Raw genomic sequence first — 21,212 nt, 5'->3', positions numbered from 1 at the left:
AAGCCATGTATTACGGCGCGCTATCGTCTTGCCCAAAAAAAGGGAGATTAATCATGCTTTGTTTATCCCGCCGTTTCGGCGAATCGCTTGTTATCGGTGACGACATTCGCATCACCATCATCAGTGGTCGTGATGGCCAGATCCGCCTTGGCATTGAGGCGCCAGCCCATGTCGCCGTAGATCGTGCCGAGATTCGCGCACGCAAGATCGCCAATCCACGCAACGAGGTAACTACTCATGCCAGCAACTGATCGAATCACCCTGGTATTGAAGCCACATGCCGGCACAACCATTGAAGAGCTGCAGCGGTACGCAAAGCTGGGTATGCCCGTAGGTGTCGGTCGCGCACTTGGCGTTATCGCTGGCGCCCACGAAGGCGACGTGGCGGAACGCACTGAGCAGTTGGAGAACCAGGTGATTCTGGCCGAGGCGGCGATGCGGCGCGGTGCGCTGATGCGCGATCAGGATCACCTGCCCGCTATCCGGCGCGTGATTGATCACGTACCAACGCTGTATTTGGCCGTGGCAGACCAGGTCAAGCAGTCGGCACTAGACGACGGTGATGACTTGGCAATGGCGGAAGAAGCGGCTGGCCAAGCGATTCGCGTGCTGGTGATGTTCAAGCAGCGTTTGGAAAAGCTGCTGGAGCCGGACCTGTTCAATGCCCCAGGTGTGGGGGATGTTGCTGGCGTGCGACAAGTACTCGGTCAGTTCATTGCTACCGGGGATATGGGGGTTAACGAAGCGAGGAATCTTCTCGCTTCGGTTGACAAAGACCATGTCAACCAGATTTCCGGAACGGGCGAAAACGTCAACCAAACTACCCAAATTCCAGGCAGTTTAATTACGGAAAATCCCGTAATTGCAGAGTCGATGCACATTGACGACCGCATCAGGGCCGTGGCTGCCGAAGCTTCATTCCTGACGGTCGTGTTCAAGTTGCCAAATATCCAGGCTGCTGCTCCGCTGATTGATCTGCTGCCGTACGGCCGCAAAGCGCTGGGCACTGAAGCAGAAGTGTTTGGGCTGACCACCGGCAATCTGATGGAGGGCGAGCCATGCGCGGATTGATTCTGATCGTGCTGGTCAGCCTAGCTGGTTGCGGCCCATCCCAATCGCGTGATGGTAGTCGGGATCTGCTGCGCTATCACGACGATCAAGCCGGAGTTACTTGCTGGAGCCTGGTCGGCGCCAGCGGCCTTTCATGCTTACCTGATCAGGCGAATCCGCGCCAACAAGCGAGCACCCCTGCCCCGCGCCGGCCTGAGGAAGTATTTCAGCTATGAACATAACCACCAACGGATCGCAGATGCACCTCAAGTCAGAGCTTCAAAGACTTGGCGACCGCTTGATTCGCTTCGGTCAAGCGCTCCAGGAAGACACCACCACGGTTGGCGAGTTGACTCGGCTGGCCCAAGCCTGCGGTATCGCGCTGAGGTTGCGCACCGTGGCGGAATCGGGAGAGCAGCCATGAAACGACGCGCAATCTCAGCAGCGGCACTGCCCGCAATTGGACAGCCGTTCTTGGGCGGCTTCTACGCTGGTCGGATTTACTTCGATGGCGCCGAGCACGCAATCATCGACTCAGGTCACAATTACGAATGTGCGGCTCACTGGTGGAATCAGACTGGCCCCCGCCCACGCATTCATGGAGCCACATCGCGCTTTGATGGGTTGGCCAACACCAAGGCAATGTCTGATGAAGGCAGTGCAATAGCCACCAAGGTGCTGGGCATGAACATTCGCGGCACCTGGGGCTGGCATATTCCATCTATCGAAGAACTGCAGATCATGCGCTCGAACCTGCTCCAGCTCGATGACTGGGGGTATGGGCCAAGCGGCAGAAACCACGATGCGCCACAGAGCTTTGGTCACCATGAGTACTGGTCAAGTTCACAGAAAGAGAACGCCGCCACCGCATGGTGCCTGCACATGCTGCCCTGGTGTGTGCCGGATACCAACTGGGTGAGCGGGTGCAAGGGTGTCCGTCCGGTGCGCACGATTCTGATCATCCATGAGCCGGTCAAAATCCTCGACGCACCGGACGAAGCGATTGAATCGTACCAGCCGGTAAGGTTCTTAGGCCACCCCGATATCGAAAACGTGCTTGAGCGTTTCGTGAACGAGGACACCGGGCGCTTCTATGGGCGCACTGACGAACTGGTGGCAGCGCTGGCCGCAATCGGGAGTCGAGCATGAGCATCATCGAACGCTTTGATATCAACACCGCTGGCCGCGACTTCGCTGTCGGCGACATCCACGGTCACTTCACAAAGCTGCAGGCGGCTCTGGATGCTGTTCAGTTCGACCCGGCGGTTGATCGCCTGTTCTCGGTTGGCGATCTGGTCGACCGCGGGCCTGAGTCTGAACATGTCGATGTGTGGCTGGCCAAGCCTTGGTTCCACGCCGTGCGCGGCAACCATGAGCAGATGGCAATTGAGGCTCACCGCTTCGATCCGTCAGGAAATGGGAACATCAGGAACTTGCATTTGGGAAATGGAGGGACATGGCTATACGGTCGTTTCTCTGCCGATATCCAGCGCTTCGTTGATCTGCTGGCCGACCTGCCGCTGGTGATCGAGGTTATGACACCCCACGGTTTGATCGGCATCGTTCATGCGGACTGTGGCTACGAAAGCTGGAAGGAATTCACACGGGCCCTTCAAAACGCCGGGCCAGCCGAGGTAGTTCATCTTCAAGCCAAGGCACAGTGGTCACGCACCCGTATCCAGGATGAAAACTATGACGGCGTATGCGACATCCGCGCTGTAGTTGTCGGCCATACACCAACGCGCCAGCCAGCTGTACTCGGCAACGTCTATCACATCGATACCGGCGCCTGGATGGGTGGGCACTTCACGCTGATCAACTTGGCCAGCCTGGAATGCACCCCGCCGATCAACCCGAAACTGTCCTGGGACTGGGAGGCAGAATGATCGACATGAACGAAGTGATCGCTCTGCAGCAGGCTGGCGATTTCGACGAACTAACCCGTCGCGCCATACAAATATCTGACGGCAAGCTGGAGCAGACAGAAGGCTGGGCCAAGCCATGCTTTCACGGCAAGCGCGCCCATTACTTTGTCCAGGTTTCGGCGGACGCCATCGGCAAGTATGGACGGCACCGGTTCTGGAAAGCGGAATGTGGCGCCGAGGCGGTAACGCACGACAAAGCCCCGATGTTCGGCATGGGCAACTGGGAGCGCTGCAAGGCGTGCTTGAAGAAACGCAACGTGACACGCAGCCGTGACGCGACAGTTTCAGCGCATACAGAAAACCTGACGAGTCAGGATTGAGGTGGGCATGGCAAAGGTAACGCTTGCTGAATGGGCTTCGGACCAATTTCGAACCCCGCCGAGTCGAGACACGCTGCGTAAATGGGCTCGCGAAGGGCGGATTGCACCAGCTCCGGTAAAGCACGGGCGCAACTACTATGTGGAAGCTGATGCCCATTACAGCGAACCAGAAAAGCCAGCCGAGCGAATCGCGGGCGGCAGCCTTATCAGTCGAATAGAGAATGCACGCCATGGCACCGAGGCCGCGTAACCCAGGCTCCAAAGATCTTCCGCCTAACCTCTACAAGAAGAAGGATAGCCGCAGCGGGGTCACTTACTTCACGTACCGTGACCCGGTGAGCGGTCGCGTCTTGGGGCTGGGCAAGGACAAGGAGACAGCGATACGCGAGGCCATGGCTGCCAACTTCGCCGACAGCGTGCGTCCGACCCTGGCACAGCGCATGGTCGAAACCAAGCAGCCGGCGGCACGACCGTTCGGTGGATGGATCGAAGAGTACAGACTGATCTACAAAGAGCGCGGCCTGGCAGCATCGAGCGTGCGAACGGCCCTGATGCGACTGACCAGGCTCGATGCCGAGTTTGGAAAGGCCGACATACGCGACGTATCGACGATGGTGATCGCCAACTACTTGGGCAGCCTGGCTAAAGCAGGCAAGGCACAAATGGCGCGCGCAATGCGGTCACTCCTGCGGGACGTATTCATGGAGGCTGTAGCGGCGGGCTGGACTGACACCAATCCCGTTGAGGTAACGAAGGCGGCGCGGGTGACGATTAAGCGGGAGAGACTGACGCTCGACTTATGGAAGGAAATCTATAAAGAAGCGAAACAACCATGGCTCAAGCGCGCCATGGAGCTGGCTGTGCTGACTGGGCAGCGCCGGGAGGATATCGCGAGCATGGTATTCAAGGACGAACATGACGGATACCTGCATGTGGTCCAGTCGAAAACCAAGGCGCGCTTGAGGATCAGCACCAGCATCCGACTTGAATCGCTAGGCCTCGAACTCGGCGCAGTGATCAGGCAGTGCCGTGACCGCGTACTGTCACAGCACCTGGTGCATCATTCTCGCACGGTAAGCCGGGCAAAAGCCGGCTCCCCGATAATGCTCGACACGATCAGCAAGGAGTTTTCATCGGCGCGTAAAAGAGCCGCAGCTCGATTGGGTTTGGATTTGGGCAAGACACCGCCCACCTTCCACGAAATGCGGTCTCTTGCGGCCAGGCTTCACGCAGCAGAAGGGCGAGACCCACAAATGCTGCTTGGTCACCGCTCGGCCAGAATGACCGATCTGTACCGTGACAGTCGTGGCGCCGAATGGATCGATGTCGCATAATCCTGCGCAATTGTTTTGGAGGAGAATTGGGGGAGTTTTGGGGAGACCCGATCACCCCATATATATCAATGCCTTACGTCCTTTACGGTATCAAAGCCTGCGACACAATGAAGAAGGCTCGCACCTGGCTCGACGAAAAATCGGTGAACTACGATTTCCACGACTATAAAGCTGTAGGCATTGATCGCGGGCACCTGACCCAGTGGTGCATCGAGCATGGCTGGCAAGTGGTGCTCAATCGCGCTGGCACGACCTTTCGTAAGCTCGACGATGCCCAGAAAGCCGATCTCGACCAAGAGAAGGCCATCGAACTGATGCTCGCACAGCCGTCGATGATCAAGCGCCCAGTGCTTGATCTGGGCGGCAAAACCTTGATTGGTTTCAAACCCGAACTGTATGCAGCGGCTATCGCCTGATTCCGATAGCCCTTAATTCGCAAGAGGTATTTTCATGTCCACATCCCTGTTCAGCCTGGCCTTCGGTGTCGGCACTCAAAACCGCCAAGGCGCATGGCTGGAAGTGTTTTACGCTCAGCCACTGATCAATCCATCGGCTGAGTTGATCGCCGCCATCGCACCCGTACTGGGCTACACCGGCGGCAACCAGGCCATCGCGTTCAATACCGACCTGGCGTCGAAGCTGGCTGAAACGCTGAAATCCATCGACGCAGGTCAAGCGGCCCTGCTGACTCGTCTGGCCGAAAGCCACAAACCGCTGGTTGCCACACTGTTGGCCGACGACGCTGCGCTGACATCCACCCCTGAGGCTTACCTCAAGCTGCACCTGCTGTCGCACCGCCTGGCCAAGCCACACGGCCTGAACCTTGCCGGCATCTTCCCACTGCTGCCAAACGTGGCATGGACCAGCCATGGCGCAGTGGACCTCGCGGAACTGGCCGAACATCAGCTTGAAGCACGCCTGAAGGGTGAGTTGCTGGAAGTCTTCTCCGTCGACAAATTCCCGAAAATGACCGACTACGTCGTACCAAGCGGCGTGCGCATCGCTGACAGCGCGCGTGTGCGTCTGGGCGCTTACATCGGCGAAGGCACCACCGTCATGCACGAAGGTTTCGTCAACTTCAATGGCGGCACCGAAGGCCCGGGCATGATCGAAGGCCGAGTATCGGCTGGCGTATTCGTCGGCAAGGGCTCCGACCTCGGTGGCGGCTGTTCGACCATGGGCACCCTGTCTGGCGGCGGCAACATCGTGATCAAGGTCGGAGAAGGCTGCCTGATTGGCGCAAACGCCGGGATTGGCATTCCATTGGGTGATCGCAACACCGTGGAATCCGGTCTGTACGTGACCGCAGGCACCAAAGTCGCGCTGCTGGATGAAAACAACCAACTGGTCAAAGTGCTCAAAGCACGTGAACTGGCCGGTCAACCAGACCTGCTGTTCCGTCGCAACTCGCAGACCGGCGCCGTGGAGTGCAAATCCCACAAGTCAGCCATTGAGCTGAACGAAGCGCTGCACGCCCACAACTGATCGAAGCTGCGTGGGAGTTCGGACGTCCCTCGGGGCTCCGGACTCCCTTCACCGAGTCTTTGAATATGCTGCTTCCCTCTCCCTGGCGTGCCGATTTCCCGGCCATCGCCGCCCTGCAACGGCAAGGTCAGACCTATCTGGACAGCGCAGCCACTGCGCAAAAGCCTCAGGCCCTGATCGATGCCCTGACTCATTACTACGCCAACGGCGCCGCTAATGTGCATCGCGCTCAGCACCTGCCTGGCGCGCTGGCGACTCAAGCCTTCGAAGATACTCGCCACAAAGTCAGCCAATGGCTCAATGTCGGTTCATCCGGGCAAATCGTCTTCACCCACGGTGCGACCTCGGCGTTCAATCTGCTGGCTTATGGCCTGGAGCATGTGTTCGAACCCGACGACGAAATCGTCATCAGCGCCCTGGAGCATCACGCCAACCTGTTGCCCTGGCAGCAATTGGCATTGCGTCGGGGTTTGAAGCTGGTAGTGCTGCCGCTGACCGAAACGGGGCTGATTGACGTCGAGGCCGCCGCCTGCCTGATAGGCCCACGTACCCGATTACTGGCAGTCAGCCAGCTATCCAACGTCCTTGGCGCGTGGCAACCACTGACCGAGTTACTTGCGCAGGCCCGGGCGCAAGGCGCGATGACGGTTGTCGACGGCGCACAAGGCGTGGTCCACGGTGGACAGGATCTGCAGGCGCTGGGTTGCGATTTTTATGTGTTCTCCAGCCACAAGCTGTACGGGCCGGATGGCGTAGGTGTGCTGTATGGCCGTCATCAGGCGTTGGCAACGCTGCGTCACTGGCAATTTGGTGGCGAGATGGTTCTGCAAACCAATTATTACGAAGCGACATTCCGCCCCGCACCGCTGGGCTTTGAAGCGGGCACCCCACCGATTGCCGGCGTGATCGGCTTGGGCGCGTCGCTCGATTACTTGAACAGTCTGGACCCGCTAGCCGTCGCCAAACACGAAGCCGGGCTTCACCAAGCCCTGCGCGAGGGTCTGCTGGCACGTGAAGGCGTGCAGTTGCTGGGCAGCCCGGAATTGGCGCTGGCAAGCTTTGTGGTGGATGGCATACACAACGCTGATCTGGCGCACTTGTTGACCGAACAGGGCATTGCGGTTCGCGCCGGCCATCACTGCGCCATCCCGTTATTAAAAAGTCTTGGGCTGGCTGGGGCCATTCGGGTGTCGCTAGGGATGTACAACGATTCCGATGATCTTGAGCGATTTTTCAACGCACTGGATCAGGCGCTGGAGCTGCTGCAATGAGCTTGCCTGCTGATGCACAGGCCGCGCTGGAGACGTTCAGCACATCGTTGAGTTGGGAGCAGCGTGCTCGCCTGCTGATGCAGTGGGGCGACCGATTGCCCGGCTTGGCTGACGATGACAAGACCGACGAACATCTGGTAGAGGGTTGCGAGAGTAAAGTCTGGTTGTTGGCCGATTTCGCTGAAGGGCACTGGCGGTTTCGTGCGGCCAGCGATGCGCGACTGATTCGTGGGCTGGTGGCGTTATTGCTGGCACGCGTCAACGGTCTGTCGGCAGTTGAGCTGCAAACCATTGACCTGACCGACTGGTTCAATCAGCTGGGTTTAGCTCGCCAACTCTCTCCCTCTCGCAGCAATGGGCTAAACGCCGTGCTGCAAAGGATGCGTCAACTGGCGGGCTGAGCGGCGGCTTCGTTCGCTTTGATTCTGTCGGCCGGACGCCGTATACCGGCAACTATCTTCTCGACCGCCTTGGTGGCCGCGACCATACCAAACGTGGCGGTCACCATCATCACTGCGCCAAAACCACCCGCACAGTCGAGTTTGACACCATCGCCGACGAAGCTTTTTTGCAGGCAAATGCTGCCATCGGGTTTTGGGTAGCGCAGTTGCTCGCTGGAAAACACGCACGGCACGCTGTAATGGCGAGTGACTGTGCGGGAAAAGCCGTAATCGCGGCGCAGGGTTGAACGGACTTTCGAGGCCAGCGGATCGTTAAACGTACGGTTGAGGTCACAGACTTGAATCAGCGTCGGGTCGATCTGCCCGCCCGCACCACCTGTGGTGATAATTTGAATCTTGCGGCGCTTACACCAGGCGATCAGCGCGGCCTTGGCGTTGACGCTGTCGATGCAGTCGAGCACGCAATCGATGTTCGGCGTGATGTATTCGGCCATGGTCTCGCGAGTAACGAAATCGGCCACCGCATGAACAATGCAATCGGGGTTGATCTCACGCAGGCGGTCGGCCATCACCTCGACTTTCGGACGCCCGACGGTGCTGGTCAGCGCATGCAGTTGGCGGTTGCTGTTGCTGACGCAAACGTCGTCCAGGTCAAACAGAGATATCTCGCCAACACCGCACCGGGCCATGGCTTCTGCGGCCCACGAGCCCACGCCGCCGATACCGACAACCGCGACGTGAGCCGCGCGCAGCCGCGCCAAACCCTCGATGCCATACAAACGGGCGACGCCAGCGAAACGCGGATCTTCTGTGCTCATGACCAATACCCCAAAAACCGGCGCGCATTATAGGCCGCAGATCAGTTTGAGACAGCCGTCTGATGTGGGTGTTTGTCAGAAACACAGTGGTAGGACGCCAGGGAACCTGTACAGGCCGTGTGAAAACGCAGCAAACGAACGGAAGACAACGCGAAAGCAGACGAAAAACGACTGGGGTGGCGATCAACTCCAGGTGCTCTAAAAGAGTATTTGTCACCTGTTTTAACGCAGGATTATCGAGCACAGTAGTTTTCAAACAGCCTGTGTATGAGGGCCTGCGCGCGCTCGACAAAGCCTGATCAGCCACCTACGCACAAACAGCTTTGACAAAGAGTTAATGCCCAATACCTTCATCTACTTCAAGAAACAGCGTTTGCGTTGGTCTGCAAGCGATGCCGCGCCTGGCGGCGTTGATCAGGGTGTTTTGTCTTCGCTGACCAAGCCGTCCATCGCCAACTTTCAATTAAGCTTACACATGACGAGACCGAGTCAGCGCCCTTTGATTCAAGTTAAATCCAAGATTAAAACACAACCTAATAAGCTCAGCCTGCTTAATAGAGAAAAAGTCTAAGGTATAGCACGACATCTTCCATACTCAACCAGACCGATAATAGTTGAAATGGAATTCATCATGATGCTGTCGTTTCTTGGCATTGCATGCACTATAGGGATCTGCACTACGTTTCTGATATTTTATGTTCGACGTAATAAACTGATAGAGGCGCCAGAGTGGCCGACTGAAATCAATGGATTTTCTTACTCACCCTTCCGCAACGGTCAAAATCCTTTAAAAAACAAGTTTCCGACCGTCGAAGAAATTCGCGAGGACTTGAGAATCATAAGTGGCTTTACCAAACACATCCGAATTTACTCAGTTGAAGGCACGCTGCGCTATATCCCTGAACTGGCTGGTGAATTTGGTTTACAGGTGACATTGGGAATATGGATTTCCAGGGACGAAGACCGAAACGAGCGAGAGATAGCGCTCAGCATCAATCTGGCCAACATCATCCCAAGCATTGTCAGAGTGCTTGTCGGGAATGAATCGCTATTTCGCCATGATATTTCAGAGTTCCAAATGTTGAGTTACCTACGCCGCGTGCGCAGCGCTGTAAATGTACCTGTCAGTACGTCTGAACAGTGGCACATCTGGACTGACTTTCCAGAACTTGCCGAGTATGTGGACTTCATTGCAGCTCATGTATTGCCTTTCTGGGAAAACGTCCCTGTTGCTGACGCCCCCGCATTTGTTATCGATAAAGCCCATAAACTCAGAAGTCTTTTTCCACAAAAACCACTTTTACTGTCGGAGATAGGCTGGCCTAGCGAAGGAGGCTCAGTGAGACAAACCAAATCGTCACAAGCCGACCAGAGCGCGTACCTGCGTTTTCAAGTGCATGAACTCAATAAAGCTAATTTTCAGTATTTCGTTATTGAAGCCTTCGATCAGGCATGGAAAAAGGACGAGGGTTCAGAGGGCCCGCATTGGGGAGTTTTCAATACACAGCGCACACCAAAACTTGTCTTTTCAGGTGCTATACCTGAACCCTTTCGCTGGCAGACGTTTATCTCGCAGTTAATTGCAGGCTTGCGCTCAGGCCCCGTGCAAGGAAAGCACCTTCTGCTTCTTATATTGGCGTGTCACATAGCCCTCCTCGTCGCAGGCTACCAATACAGCCAGCAGCTTCCCTTACTGGTGTGCCTCCCGCTGACGTTTCTCTGGGCAACTGCAACGATAGTGGTTGTGGGCGTCGAGTTCCATGAATTCATAGAAACAGCCTGGACAACCGGGCAATCCAGATTCTTTGCCCCCATGAAAGAACCGATAGCCGACCGACCGAAGGTCTCGATACATGTTCCGTGTTTCAACGAACCCCCGGACATGGTGAAAATTACGCTAAATTCGCTAGCCGAGTTAAATTACGAAAATTTTGAAGTATTAGTAATCGACAACAACACTCAAGACCCTTCAACCTGGACACCCATCAAGGAACATTGCGAACGGCTCGGACCACGCTTTAATTTTTTCCATGTCGATAAGCTTTCAGGTTTCAAAGCAGGTGCTTTAAATTATCTTATTCCGAAAACAGCGCTTGACGCCGAAATCATTGCCGTGATTGACGCCGACTATTGCGTCGATCGCAACTGGCTGAAACACACTGTGCCGCACTTCAAATCATCGTCGATGGCGGTGGTCCAGGCACCTCAAAACTATCGAGACCACAAAGACAATACATTCAAAAATTTTTGCTTCTCGGAATATCGAGGTTTTTTCAATATTGGCATGGTCATCCGTAACGACCATAACGCAATTATTCAGCATGGAACCATGACCCTGATTCGAAAATCGGTAATGGAGAAACTCGGCTGGGCTCAGTGGTGTATTTGTGAAGATGCCGAATTAGGCTTGCGAGCGCTTCAGGAGGGTTACTCCATGGCGTATATACGAAACAGTTACGGAAAAGGATTGATCCCTGACACGTTTACCGACTTTAAAAAACAACGTTTCCGCTGGGCCTATGGTGCAGTTCAAATTATCAAACAACATAGGCGCAGCCTGATAATGGGGAACACCGGCAAGCTTTCGCCCGCACAGCGTTATTACTTCCTCGCGGGTTGGGTACCTTGGTGTGTGCAGGGTATAAATTCGCTGTTTACGGCGGGAGCCATTCTCTGGTCCACTCTCATTATTGCTGCGCCACAAAAATTCGAACCGCTTCCGTGGATTTTTTCGACCTCGCCCATATTGATGCTTCTATTGATCTCGGTGAAAACACTCTATTTATATGACCGTTTCGTCTCGCGTGATATCAAAGATGCTTTGGCTGCGATTTTGGCTGGGATCGCCTTGTACCACACCATTGCCAAAGCGGTGCTGTACGGTTTGGTCACCACCAACATCCCGTTCTTCCGCACCCCGAAAAACGCCGACAGCCACGGATTAGTGGTGGCGATTTCAGAAGCGCGTGAAGAGCTGTTCATCATGTTGCTGCTGTGGGGCTCGGCGCTGGGGATTTACTTAGTACAGGGTCTGCCCAGCAACGATACGCGCTTATGGGTGGTGATGCTGCTGGTGCAATCGTTGCCGTACCTGGCGGCGTTGGTCATGGCGTTTTTGTCGTCATTGCCCAAACCCAAAACGGTGACAGAGCCTAAGACGGTCTGAAACCGGTAAATGCGTGACTAAACGGCGGTCTTCGGACCGTCGTTTTGCTTTAAGATAGTCGCCTTTTTCCACCCCCCCTTTTGTATGAGCGCTGTAGGCGCTGCCAAAGGCTGCGATCCTCTTGAGAACGCTATCGTGGCCAAGGCCATCGCAGCCCTTGGCAGCTCAACAGAGACACCTGCGCTTGTTTACCGGAGTTTTGTACATGACGGCCCCAGCCGACCTTTCGCCCACTCTCCAACTCGCCTGCGACCTGATCCGTCGTCCGTCGGTCACGCCACTGGATGCCGATTGCCAGACCGTGATGATGAAACGCCTGGGCGATGCAGGTTTTGCCCTGGAGCCGATGCGCATCGAGGATGTGGATAATTTCTGGGCCACGCATGGCACGCAAGACGGTCCGGTGCTGTGCTTTGCCGGTCACACTGACGTCGTGCCGACCGGCCCGGTTCAGGCGTGGCAAGACGACCCTTTCAACGCGCTGATCGACGAAAACGGCATGCTCTGCGGCCGTGGTGCGGCGGACATGAAAGGCAGCCTGGCGTCGATGATCGTCGCCACCGAGCGCTTCGTCGCAGACCATCCTGACCACAAAGGCAAGATCGCCTACCTGATCACCAGTGACGAAGAAGGCCCGGCGCATCACGGCACCAAAGCCGTGGTCGAGCGTCTGGCCGCGCGCAAGGAGCGTCTGGACTGGTGCATCGTCGGCGAACCGTCGAGCACCACACTGGTAGGCGACGTGGTCAAAAACGGTCGACGCGGCTCGCTCGGTGCCACCCTTACCGTGCGCGGGGTTCAGGGCCATGTTGCCTATCCGCATCTGGCGAAAAATCCGATTCATCTCGCCGCTCCTGCGCTGGCCGAACTGGCCGCTGAGCACTGGGACAATGGCAACGCTTTCTTTCCGCCCACCAGCTTCCAGATTTCCAACCTCAACTCCGGCACCGGCGCGACCAACGTGATTCCGGGCGAACTGGTGGCGGTGTTCAACTTCCGCTTCTCGACCGAATCGACGGTCGAAGGCCTACAGAAGCGTGTCGCCACTATCCTCGACAAACATCAGTTGGACTGGCACATCGAATGGGCACTGTCCGGCCTGCCCTTCCTGACCGAACCCGGCGCTTTGCTGGATGCCGTCGCAGCGAGCATCCGCAGCGTCACCGGGCGTGAAACCAAGGCGTCTACCAGCGGTGGCACCTCGGATGGTCGCTTCATCGCCACCCTTGGCACCCAAGTAGTCGAGTTGGGTCCGGTCAACACGACGATTCATCAGGTCAATGAACGGATTCTCGCCAGCGATCTCGATGTGCTGACCGAAATTTATTACCAAACCCTGGTCAAGTTGCTCGCGTGATGCTGACATGCCCGATTTGCTCGGCCGCCCTTGATGCAGCGGATAACGGCGTGGTGTGCCCCCTCGGCCACCGCTTCGACCGCGCACGCCAGGGTTATCTGAACCTGCTGCCGGTGCAGCACAAGAACAGCCGTGACCCTGGCGACAATCAGGCCATGGTCGAGGCCCGCCGTGACTTCCTAAACGCCGGGCATTACGCACCCGTGGCTAAACGCCTTGCCGAACTTGCCGCCGAATACGCGCCGCAGCGCTGGCTGGACATCGGTTGCGGAGAAGGCTATTACACTGCGCAGATTGCCAAGGCCCTGCCCAATGCGGACGGTTATGCGCTGGATATCTCCCGTGAAGCAGTCAAACGCGCATGTCGTCGTGACCCAAAGCTGACCTGGTTGATCGCCAGCATGGCCCGCGTGCCGTTGCCCGACGACAGTTGCCAGTTCATTGCCAGCGTATTCAGCCCACTGGACTGGCAAGAAGCCAAACGCCTGTTGAGCAAGGGCGGCGGGCTGATGCGTGTAGGGCCAACCAATGAACACCTGATCCAATTGCGCGAGCGGCTTTACGATGAAGTGCGTGACTACGCTGACGACAAGCATCTGGCATTGGTGCCGGAAGGCATGGCTTTGGAACACAGCGAAACCCTGCGTTTCGAGTTGACCCTGATAGAGGGTCAGGCCCGCGCCAACCTGCTGGCGATGACGCCCCACGGCTGGCGCGCCAGTGCCGAACGCCGGGCTAATGTCATCGATCAGGCCGAGCCTTTCGAGGTCACTGTATTGATGCGCTACGATTATTTCGTCCTGCAATGACAGGCCGATCCGAGCTTCAAGACTGAATCCGCGAATGGATTTTCAAGATCACTGACGAGGCATCCATGCGCCAACCTGATATCGAGATTTACCTGAAAGACAGCGACGTTGACCACAAGGCCATTACTGCCTGGCTGACGACGGCGATCGGACCGTGTAGCGAATGGGCCCAACAGGGCCAGACCTGGAAATGCAGCGCCAATGGCATCCCGGTGACGTGGTTCCCCAAAGCGGTAGGCAAGTGGAACAGCCTGTTGCTGGAAAGTGATCAAACCCCGTGGGAAGACGACATCGCCTGCGCTCGCGCCGCTTTTGCTGCGCTCAATGTGGAAGTCCGCTGCGCACCAGGCACCTGGATTGAAGAAGAAGCCGACGAAGCTGCGGATCGCTGGATTCGGATCAGTGCCGACGGTGAAGAAGAGATCACCTGGCGGACTCACTGATCTCAGTCATCACACCTGGATGTCATCCCCCTTGCCCTGCGGGATGACAGCTGATCGTGTTTCGACTTTAGATTCGAGGCTGGCTCGGTAGAAATACCCGTCAGCTAAACACGGAAGATAGGAACTGACCCAAAGGGTTACCCGGCGTCAGCAGTAACTTAACTGCCATGATGCAGCACACTGTGATCAGCAATGGCTTGATCAGGCGCGAGCCGAATCGCACCGCACACCGTGCGCCTAGCTGTGCGCCCACAAAGGCAGCAAAGGCCATCGCCAAGGCAATGGGCCAGATGATCGTACCGAGCATCGAAAACACCAGCAATGCACCGAGGTTGCAAGATGCATTCAGCAACTTACTGTTGGCCATGGCTTGCAGAATGCCCTGCCCCATGATCATGACGAACGCGACCATAAAAAACGAACCGACGCCTGGTCCAAAAACACCGTCATAAAAACCAATGAACGGGGCACATAATAAGCAAAAGACAATACTTGGGATTTTTGCCTTCCGGCTCTGACTATCAAGTTGGGGTGCAAAAGAAAAATAAAGCGCAACAACAATCAGCAGCACGGGCACTAACGTCTCAAGTGCCAACTTAGGCAGGTAGCTGAGAGAATATGCGCCAAGTCCGCCTCCAATAAACGACATAACGGCCATCGGCAGACCTGAGCGCCACTCAATCATTCTTTTACGGGTAAAAGCGACCGTCGCTGAAACCGTTGCCGAGGCGGCTTGGCACTTATTCGTTGCAATGGCTGCAACAGGATCAACACCGGCTATCAATAACGCAGGTAACGTAATCAACCCTCCCCCGCCGGCAATGGCATCAAAAAAACCTGCAAAGAAGGCCACCATTGCGAGCCCTATAACAATCGACATCTCAACTTCCAACAAAATTCGTCCTCCTGACGACGTGATAGGTCTGCTTTAAATTAACCTTTGACCAAGAGCGGGTCTTCGTTAAGAACAATGGGGTCTGCGCATTCAGAGTAACCAAAAAGACGCACAAGTAGTCGACGGTTATCTCTAATCACCTCTCGACCATGTAAAGCTCGACAATTATTGATAATAATGGCCGACGACGGTTGCAAGTCAATACGGATCGGTCGCGCTTCAGCAATATGGCCCTTGAATATCGAAAATGCTTTTTCTACGGATGAACTTGCCGTAGGCATTACCGAAAATCGGTAGTCGTTATATCGAACTGAAAACTCACCGCGCTGATCAAATTCAAGTATCGAAACACCACTGGTTTGCCCACCTTTGCCAGCCACGAATGAGTCACTTCGCGTGTAGTGGAATGAATTCGAGGCCAGTGCCAAAGCTGTCTTGGCACTCAACTTATCGATGACGCTGTTCAAGGGAATGATATGTGTGAGCTCGTGTAGCGGATTCCAGCGAGCACTCAAAATAAGTGAGGATGGAGCAGGAGAGTGCCCGCCTTGTGATTTAACCGAGCAATGATAGGGGGCCTCGGTATGCGGCCCTAACTTTAAACCGGCATGGGAGCTCAACTCTATGACTGAAAAAGACTCTTCGTCCTCACGCGCAACTAGGCCTCCGCCTTTGAAATTACCCACAAGCCGTATAATTTCCCCTCCGTTATCCATATCAAATGCAAACGCTCTATGCTGCACCAAACACAGCAGTAGCTGATTGCGCGCAGCTAACCGAACACACTGAAAGTCATTATCAAGTTCTGCCTTAGGGGGTAGACTGTCCGGACAGGCATCTTCTTTAATAATAACCATACCGGTAAATACGAGCAATGACAGCTGCCCTTCAGCATAAGCTTTCAATATTAAACACTGCTGTGGACTTAGCAGCGCCAACAATCTGGTTGCATACTTCCGAGCAAGAGCCTGACTGCCCTGTGCTCGTGGACCTCCTATAGTAGCCAAGTCTTTAGAAAGCAGTTCCAGCTGATGTGACTGCTGCTCACTGAACGCTACTTTCGAGACTTCCGCTAAATTATTTACGTCTTTCGAATGAGTATACATACTGCACAGATCCTGATCTGAATTATTCTTGTAGTTGATCGCCGCCATGACAGAACCCGTTATTTTTACAACCAAGGGGCTTTACAACCTAAACACCCATTCTTCGCCTGCCAGTGCGGACCTAAACATCGGCAACCAAGATATCTACACCCGCTCAATTATCAAAGTAAGACGTTTCCTTTATCTATGTAGCCTCATTCAATTTTCCTACAGAAGATCAATCAACCTATTGATTAATTTAAAAAATTAACTTCTTACACTGTATATTCCCTCGACGCTTAAATTGAGGTCTGTATTCGGCCTTTTCGTATGCGTACGCTTTTGCCCATTCCCCCCAGATACGGCAAACTGGCGCCCTCGCGGGCCTCGCCCCTTTTCAGCAGATTACGTATGACCCGCTCCCCGTTTCACCGCCTTGTGTTTGGCACTGTGCGTCGATTGCTTTACCTCTGGGTTCGCTCGGAGACGATCAATCAGTCGTCGTTCACCCTCAATCTCGACCGCAGCCGGCCTGTGTTCTATGCCCTGCAAAACCCCTCCATCAGCGACCTTGCCATCCTCGATACCGAATGCCGCAAAGCCGGCTTGCCCAGGCCCGTGCTCTCGGTCGCGGTGGGCAATCTGACGGAGCCAGCAGCGTTTTTTTACCTGACACCTGCGCCCGACTGGCTGGGCCGTCAGGACAAACGCGGGGCGCCGCCGACGCTGGAGCGGTTGGTCGGAGCAGTGACGCAAGACGCGACCCAAGACGCGCAAATTATTCCGGTCAGCGTGTTCTGGGGCCAATCCCCAGACAAGGAAGGCAGCCCCTGGAAGCTTCTGTTCGCCGACAGTTGGGCGGTCACCGGGCGTCTTCGCAAGTTCATCACCATCCTGATTCTCGGGCGCAAGACTCGTGTGCAGTTCTCCGCGCCGATCCATGTGCGTGAGTTGGTCAACGAGAACAAAGGCTATGAGCGCACCGTGCGCATGGCGCAACGCTTGCTGCGGGTACATTTTCGCAACCTGAAAACTGCCGTCATCGGTCCGGATTTGTCGCATCGACGTAATCTGGTGAAGGGGCTGCTGGCTGACCCTCTGGTCAAGCAAGCGATCCTTGATGAAGCCGAACGCGAGAAAATCCCCGAAGCCAAGGCGCGTGAAAAGGCGCTGTACTATGGCAACGAAATTGCTTCGGACTACACCTACACGGCAATCCGCTTTCTTGAAGTTGTACTGAGCTGGTTCTGGAACAAGATTTACGACGGGATCAAGGTCAGTCACCTGGAGGGCGTACAAAACGTGGCTCAGGGGCATGAGGTGATTTACGTCCCGTGCCACCGCAGCCACATCGATTACCTGCTGCTCTCCTATTTACTGTTCCGCAACGGCCTGACCCCACCGCACATTGCAGCAGGCATCAACCTGAACATGCCGGTGATTGGCAGTCTGCTGCGGCGCGGCGGCGCGTTTTTCATGCGCCGCACGTTCAAGGGCAATCCGCTCTATACCGCCGTGTTCAACGAATACCTGCACACCTTGTTCACCAAAGGCTTCCCGGTCGAATACTTCGTCGAAGGTGGTCGCTCGCGCACAGGACGCATGCTGCAGCCCAAAACCGGGATGTTAGCGATTACCCTGCGCAGCTTCCTGCGCAACTCGCGAATGCCGATTGTTTTCGTCCCGGTGTACATCGGTTACGAACGCGTGCTCGAAGGCCGAACCTATTTGGGTGAGCTGCGTGGCGCTGCGAAGAAGAAAGAATCGATCTTTGACATCTTCAAAGTCATCGGGGCGCTCAAGCAGCGTTTCGGGCAGGTGTCGGTCAACTTCGGCGAGCCGATCAAGCTGGCCGAGTTCCTTGATCATGAGCAACCGGATTGGCGCGCTCAGGCCCTGGGCCCGCACTTCCGCCCGGTTTGGTTGCATGAGACCACCCAACGTCTGGGCGAGCGTGTGGCCCAGCACCTGAACGAAGCTGCAGCGATCAATCCGGTCAATCTGGTGGCGTTGGCATTGCTGTCGACGCAAAAGCTGGCGCTGGATGATCAGGCCATGGCGCGCGTGCTGGACCTGTATCTGACCCTGCTGCGTCGTGTGCCGTACTCGCCGCACACAACCTTGCCGGAAGGCGACGGCCGCGCATTGATTGAACACGTTAAAAGCATGGACCTGTTGTCGGAACAGAAAGACGCGCTTGGCAAGATTCTGTATCTGGACGAGCAAAACGCCGTCCTGATGACCTACTACCGTAACAACGTGCTGCACATCTTTGCCTTGCCGTCGTTGTTGGCAAGCTTCTTCCAGAGTTCGTCGCGCATGAGCCGCGAGCAGATCCTGCGTTACACCCACGCGCTGTATCCGTATTTGCAGTCGGAGCTGTTCATTCGCTGGCGGCTGGATCAACTGGATGCGGTAGTTGATCAATGGCTGGAGGCGTTCGTCGAACAGGGTTTGCTACGCTTAGAAAACGACGTCTACCTGCGTCCCGCGCCTAGCTCACGTCATTTTGTGTTGTTAACGCTGTTGTCCCGCGCAATCGCCCAAACGCTTCAGCGTTTCTACATGGCGATTGCGCTGTTGCTCAACAGCGGCCAACACACACTGAGCGCCGAAGAACTGGAAGACCTGTGTACGGTGATGGCTCAGCGCCTGTCGATTCTGCATGGTTTGAACGCCCCGGAGTTTTTCGACAAGAGCCTGTTCAGACATTTCATTCAGTCGCTGCTCGACCAGGGCGTGCTGCGTAAGGACGAAGCCGGCAAGCTGGGTTATCACGAACTGCTGGGCGAGTTGGCCGAAGGTGCAGCCAAGCGCGTGTTACCCGCAGAGATTCGCTTGTCGATTCGCCAGGTGGCACTGCATCGCAATGAGGATGTCATAGAAGCGTCCCCGATGTCTGAGCTGACCACATCTACCCAAGAGGCGACCCGCCCGTTGCAGGCGCCTGACGATAAAGAGACCCGCTCATGAAACCTGTTTTCCTGACACTGATAGCGACGCTGCTCGCCGCCTGCGCACACGCTCCCAACAACGTTCAAGGCAGCCTGGATGGCGAAGTTTTCTATCTGCAACGCATCGCCCTGCCACCGACAGCAACGCTGACGGTCAGCCTTCAGGACGTGTCCCGGGCTGACGCTCCGGCACAAACCCTGGCCAAACAAAGTGGGCCGATCAAAAATCAGGTGCCCCTGCCGTTTCACCTGACCTACGACCAGAAACAGGTCCAACAGGGCCATACTTACGCGGTCAGTGCGCGCATCGAAGTGGACGGCAAGTTGCTGATGATCAGCACCGAACGCTACAACGTCGACCTGACGCTGGAAGAAAAACCGCCCGTGCGCATTCGTTTGAATCCGGCACGCTAAGCGCCATCATTGCCCCCTACTTCTGAAAAAGGACGCTGCCCCATGCTGCTTCGCTCTCTCACCGTTACCGGTCTGTGTGCCGGCCTGCTGCTATCAGCCAATGCTTTCGCTTTGTCGCTCGGTGATCTCTCGCAATCAGACGCCACGGGCGGCCTGAAGGATGCGTTGACGCAAGGCGCACAAGTCGCGGTCAAGCAGTTGGGCGTGCCGGGCGGCTTCAGCAATAACCAGGACGTGCGCATCGAGCTACCGGGCAATTTGGGCAAAGTCGCGAAAAAGATGAAGCAGTTCGGCATGGGCGCGCAGGTCGATCAACTGGAAACCAGTATGAATCAGGCCGCTGAAGCCGCCGTGCCACAAGCGCAGGCGTTGTTGGTCGATGCCGTGAAGAAGATGAGCGTGTCTGACGCCAAGGGCATTCTCAGTGGCGGCAAGGACTCAGCCACCGAGTACCTGAGCAAGACCAGCCGCGAGCAGATCCGCGCCAAGTTCCTGCCGATTGTTAAGCAGTCCACCGACAAGGTTGGGCTGGCCCAGAAGTACAACGCATTTGCCAGCCAGGCAGCGAGCTTGGGCGTGCTGGATGCCAAAAGTGCGAACATCGAAGGCTACGTGACCGAGCAGGCACTGAACGGGCTGTTCGAGATGATCGCCAAGCAAGAAGAAAGCATCCGCTCCAATCCCGCCGGTGCTGCGACGAGTCTAGCGAAGAAGGTGTTTGGGGCCCTTTAACGGCGGGCTCACAGTCCGTGTAGATACTCTGTTCCCGGTCAAGCTTTGAGCCGATGTTTTTCACTGAGAAGCTTGGCCGTATCAAATGCTTCACCGCTGCGGATGGCGTATGTCTTCAATGTGGCGGGTGATCAGTTGTTGGAGCCGGGCTTGTCCCACGACTTGGCGCGCAGCGGCAGCAAACCCGGCGCGTGCGGCCTGCCAGTCACACCGCATGCGCAGGTTTTACGACGGGTTCCCCGCCGGTCGCGGGACAAGCCCGGCTCCAACATGGGGGGTCAGGATCAGAACACAGTGTAGGAGCGAACTTGTTCGCGAAACGTACTGCCTGACACACCGCAGCGCTTGTTTCGCCAACAAGTTGGCTCCTGCAAAAGGTTGTATCACTCTCCTTTCGTCACCCTGAACCACGCCGCATACAGCGCAGGCAAGAACAACAACGTCAGCGCCGTCGCGACAATCAATCCGCCCATGATCGCCACGGCCATCGGCCCGTAGAACACGCTGCGTGACAGCGGAATCATCGCCAGCACCGCCGCGAGGGCCGTCAGCACAATGGGTCTGAAACGCCGAACGGTGGCTTCGATAATCGCTTGCCAGCGGTCCAGCCCACCCGCGATGTCCTGCTCGATCTGATCCACCAGGATCACCGAGTTACGCATGATCATGCCCGACAAGGCGATGGTGCCCAGCATCGCCACGAAGCCGAACGGTTGTTGGAATAGCAGCAGAAACAGCGTCACCCCGATCAAC

The 21,212-nt window shown here is 56.1% G+C and carries 23 protein-coding genes and 1 pseudogene; 20 read left to right on the top strand and 4 right to left on the bottom strand.

Going from position 1 to position 21,212, the window contains the following annotated elements:
• Nucleotides 1-53: 53 nt before the first annotated feature.
• The 12 genes from VGC62_RS09205 to VGC62_RS09150 all read left to right on the top strand — a co-directional run bounded on the left by VGC62_RS09205 (nucleotide 54) and on the right by VGC62_RS09150 (nucleotide 7,786).
• Nucleotides 54-251: a carbon storage regulator gene (locus VGC62_RS09205; protein ID WP_331186764.1), complete on the top strand. Its 198-nt coding sequence runs from the start codon at nucleotides 54-56 to the stop codon at nucleotides 249-251.
• Nucleotides 238-1,071: a hypothetical protein gene (locus VGC62_RS09200; RefSeq protein WP_331186763.1), complete on the top strand. Its 834-nt coding sequence runs from the start codon at nucleotides 238-240 to the stop codon at nucleotides 1,069-1,071. Before VGC62_RS09205 ends, VGC62_RS09200 begins: the two co-directional genes overlap by 14 nt.
• 211 nt (nucleotides 1,072-1,282) lie before the next feature.
• Nucleotides 1,283-1,474, top strand: a complete 192-nt coding sequence (locus VGC62_RS09195; protein ID WP_331186762.1) for a hypothetical protein — start codon at nucleotides 1,283-1,285, stop codon at nucleotides 1,472-1,474.
• Nucleotides 1,471-2,199: a hypothetical protein gene (locus tag VGC62_RS09190; RefSeq protein ID WP_331186761.1), complete on the top strand. Its 729-nt coding sequence runs from the start codon at nucleotides 1,471-1,473 to the stop codon at nucleotides 2,197-2,199. The genes VGC62_RS09195 and VGC62_RS09190 overlap by 4 nt, the downstream gene beginning before the upstream one ends.
• The gene (locus VGC62_RS09185) at nucleotides 2,196-2,936 is read left to right on the top strand and encodes a metallophosphoesterase (RefSeq protein ID WP_331186760.1); all 741 of its coding nucleotides are present in this window, start codon (nucleotides 2,196-2,198) and stop codon (nucleotides 2,934-2,936) included. Before VGC62_RS09190 ends, VGC62_RS09185 begins: the two co-directional genes overlap by 4 nt.
• A complete protein-coding gene (locus tag VGC62_RS09180; protein ID WP_331186759.1) occupies nucleotides 2,933-3,295 on the top strand; it encodes a hypothetical protein in 363 nt (120 codons plus the stop codon). The genes VGC62_RS09185 and VGC62_RS09180 overlap by 4 nt, the downstream gene beginning before the upstream one ends.
• A gap of 7 nt (nucleotides 3,296-3,302) precedes the next feature.
• The gene (locus VGC62_RS09175) at nucleotides 3,303-3,545 is read left to right on the top strand and encodes an excisionase (RefSeq protein WP_331186758.1); all 243 of its coding nucleotides are present in this window, start codon (nucleotides 3,303-3,305) and stop codon (nucleotides 3,543-3,545) included.
• Nucleotides 3,526-4,629, top strand: a complete 1,104-nt coding sequence (locus tag VGC62_RS09170; RefSeq protein ID WP_331186775.1) for a phage integrase Arm DNA-binding domain-containing protein — start codon at nucleotides 3,526-3,528, stop codon at nucleotides 4,627-4,629. The genes VGC62_RS09175 and VGC62_RS09170 overlap by 20 nt, the downstream gene beginning before the upstream one ends.
• A 68-nt stretch (nucleotides 4,630-4,697) precedes the next feature.
• Complete coding sequence (locus tag VGC62_RS09165; protein ID WP_331186757.1) at nucleotides 4,698-5,045, top strand: ArsC family reductase; 348 nt, start codon at nucleotides 4,698-4,700, stop codon at nucleotides 5,043-5,045.
• Nucleotides 5,046-5,079: 34 nt separating this feature from the next.
• Nucleotides 5,080-6,114, top strand: a complete 1,035-nt coding sequence (dapD, locus tag VGC62_RS09160) for a 2,3,4,5-tetrahydropyridine-2,6-dicarboxylate N-succinyltransferase (RefSeq protein ID WP_331186756.1) — start codon at nucleotides 5,080-5,082, stop codon at nucleotides 6,112-6,114.
• Between the two features lie 65 nt (nucleotides 6,115-6,179).
• On the top strand, nucleotides 6,180-7,385 hold the full coding sequence (locus tag VGC62_RS09155) for a cysteine desulfurase (RefSeq protein WP_331186755.1): 1,206 nt from the start codon (nucleotides 6,180-6,182) through the stop codon (nucleotides 7,383-7,385).
• A complete protein-coding gene (locus VGC62_RS09150; RefSeq protein WP_331186754.1) occupies nucleotides 7,382-7,786 on the top strand; it encodes a SufE family protein in 405 nt (134 codons plus the stop codon). The genes VGC62_RS09155 and VGC62_RS09150 overlap by 4 nt, the downstream gene beginning before the upstream one ends.
• On the opposite strand, the gene tcdA is transcribed toward VGC62_RS09150, so the two are convergent.
• Nucleotides 7,771-8,604, bottom strand: coding sequence for a tRNA cyclic N6-threonylcarbamoyladenosine(37) synthase TcdA (gene tcdA, locus VGC62_RS09145; RefSeq protein WP_414705772.1), 834 nt, complete (start codon nucleotides 8,602-8,604; stop codon nucleotides 7,771-7,773). The two genes, VGC62_RS09150 and tcdA, sit on opposite strands and share 16 nt — an antisense overlap.
• Before the next feature lie 337 nt (nucleotides 8,605-8,941).
• On the opposite strand from tcdA, the gene VGC62_RS09140 reads away from it, so the two are divergent.
• The 5 genes from VGC62_RS09140 (at nucleotide 8,942) to VGC62_RS09120 (ending at nucleotide 14,379) form a co-directional block, all read left to right on the top strand.
• A complete protein-coding gene (locus tag VGC62_RS09140; protein ID WP_331186752.1) occupies nucleotides 8,942-9,175 on the top strand; it encodes a hypothetical protein in 234 nt (77 codons plus the stop codon).
• 60 nt (nucleotides 9,176-9,235) lie between these two features.
• Nucleotides 9,236-11,770 (top strand): glycosyltransferase family 2 protein, encoded by a 2,535-nt coding sequence (locus tag VGC62_RS09135; RefSeq protein WP_331186751.1) that lies wholly within the window; start codon nucleotides 9,236-9,238, stop codon nucleotides 11,768-11,770.
• A 205-nt stretch (nucleotides 11,771-11,975) separates the two neighbouring features.
• The gene (gene dapE / locus VGC62_RS09130; protein WP_331186750.1) at nucleotides 11,976-13,127 is read left to right on the top strand and encodes a succinyl-diaminopimelate desuccinylase; all 1,152 of its coding nucleotides are present in this window, start codon (nucleotides 11,976-11,978) and stop codon (nucleotides 13,125-13,127) included.
• Nucleotides 13,127-13,936 (top strand): putative RNA methyltransferase, encoded by an 810-nt coding sequence (locus VGC62_RS09125; protein ID WP_331186774.1) that lies wholly within the window; start codon nucleotides 13,127-13,129, stop codon nucleotides 13,934-13,936. The genes dapE and VGC62_RS09125 overlap by 1 nt, the downstream gene beginning before the upstream one ends.
• Nucleotides 13,937-14,001: 65 nt before the next feature.
• Entirely contained in the window at nucleotides 14,002-14,379 is a 378-nt protein-coding gene (locus tag VGC62_RS09120) for a hypothetical protein (protein WP_331186749.1), read from the top strand.
• Between the two features lie 100 nt (nucleotides 14,380-14,479).
• Here VGC62_RS09120 and VGC62_RS09115 read toward each other — a convergent pair whose 3' ends face one another.
• Together VGC62_RS09115 and VGC62_RS09110 are read right to left on the bottom strand one after the other, a co-directional pair.
• A complete protein-coding gene (locus VGC62_RS09115; protein WP_331186748.1) occupies nucleotides 14,480-15,274 on the bottom strand; it encodes a TSUP family transporter in 795 nt (264 codons plus the stop codon).
• Nucleotides 15,275-15,312: 38 nt separating this feature from the next.
• Nucleotides 15,313-16,428: a hypothetical protein gene (locus VGC62_RS09110; RefSeq protein WP_331186747.1), complete on the bottom strand. Its 1,116-nt coding sequence runs from the start codon at nucleotides 16,426-16,428 to the stop codon at nucleotides 15,313-15,315.
• A 342-nt stretch (nucleotides 16,429-16,770) separates the two neighbouring features.
• On the opposite strand from VGC62_RS09110, the pseudogene plsB reads away from it, so the two are divergent.
• The 3 genes and pseudogenes from plsB to VGC62_RS09095 form a co-directional block, all read left to right on the top strand.
• Nucleotides 16,771-19,227: pseudogene (plsB, locus tag VGC62_RS09105) on the top strand (glycerol-3-phosphate 1-O-acyltransferase PlsB); the annotation flags it as partial.
• A 101-nt stretch (nucleotides 19,228-19,328) separates the two neighbouring features.
• A complete protein-coding gene (locus tag VGC62_RS09100) occupies nucleotides 19,329-19,727 on the top strand; it encodes a YbaY family lipoprotein (RefSeq protein WP_331186746.1) in 399 nt (132 codons plus the stop codon).
• A 42-nt stretch (nucleotides 19,728-19,769) separates the two neighbouring features.
• Nucleotides 19,770-20,459: a DUF4197 domain-containing protein gene (locus VGC62_RS09095; protein WP_331186745.1), complete on the top strand. Its 690-nt coding sequence runs from the start codon at nucleotides 19,770-19,772 to the stop codon at nucleotides 20,457-20,459.
• Nucleotides 20,460-20,842: 383 nt separating this feature from the next.
• On the opposite strand, the gene VGC62_RS09090 is transcribed toward VGC62_RS09095, so the two are convergent.
• A partial coding sequence (locus VGC62_RS09090; protein WP_331186744.1) for an efflux RND transporter permease subunit occupies nucleotides 20,843-21,212 on the bottom strand: 370 nt, incomplete at its 5' end.

The sequence above is a fragment of the Pseudomonas sp. genome (assembly GCF_036404235.1).
In the GTDB taxonomy this organism is placed as follows: domain Bacteria; phylum Pseudomonadota; class Gammaproteobacteria; order Pseudomonadales; family Pseudomonadaceae; genus Aquipseudomonas.
This window is presented reverse-complemented; position numbering and strand designations above follow the sequence as displayed.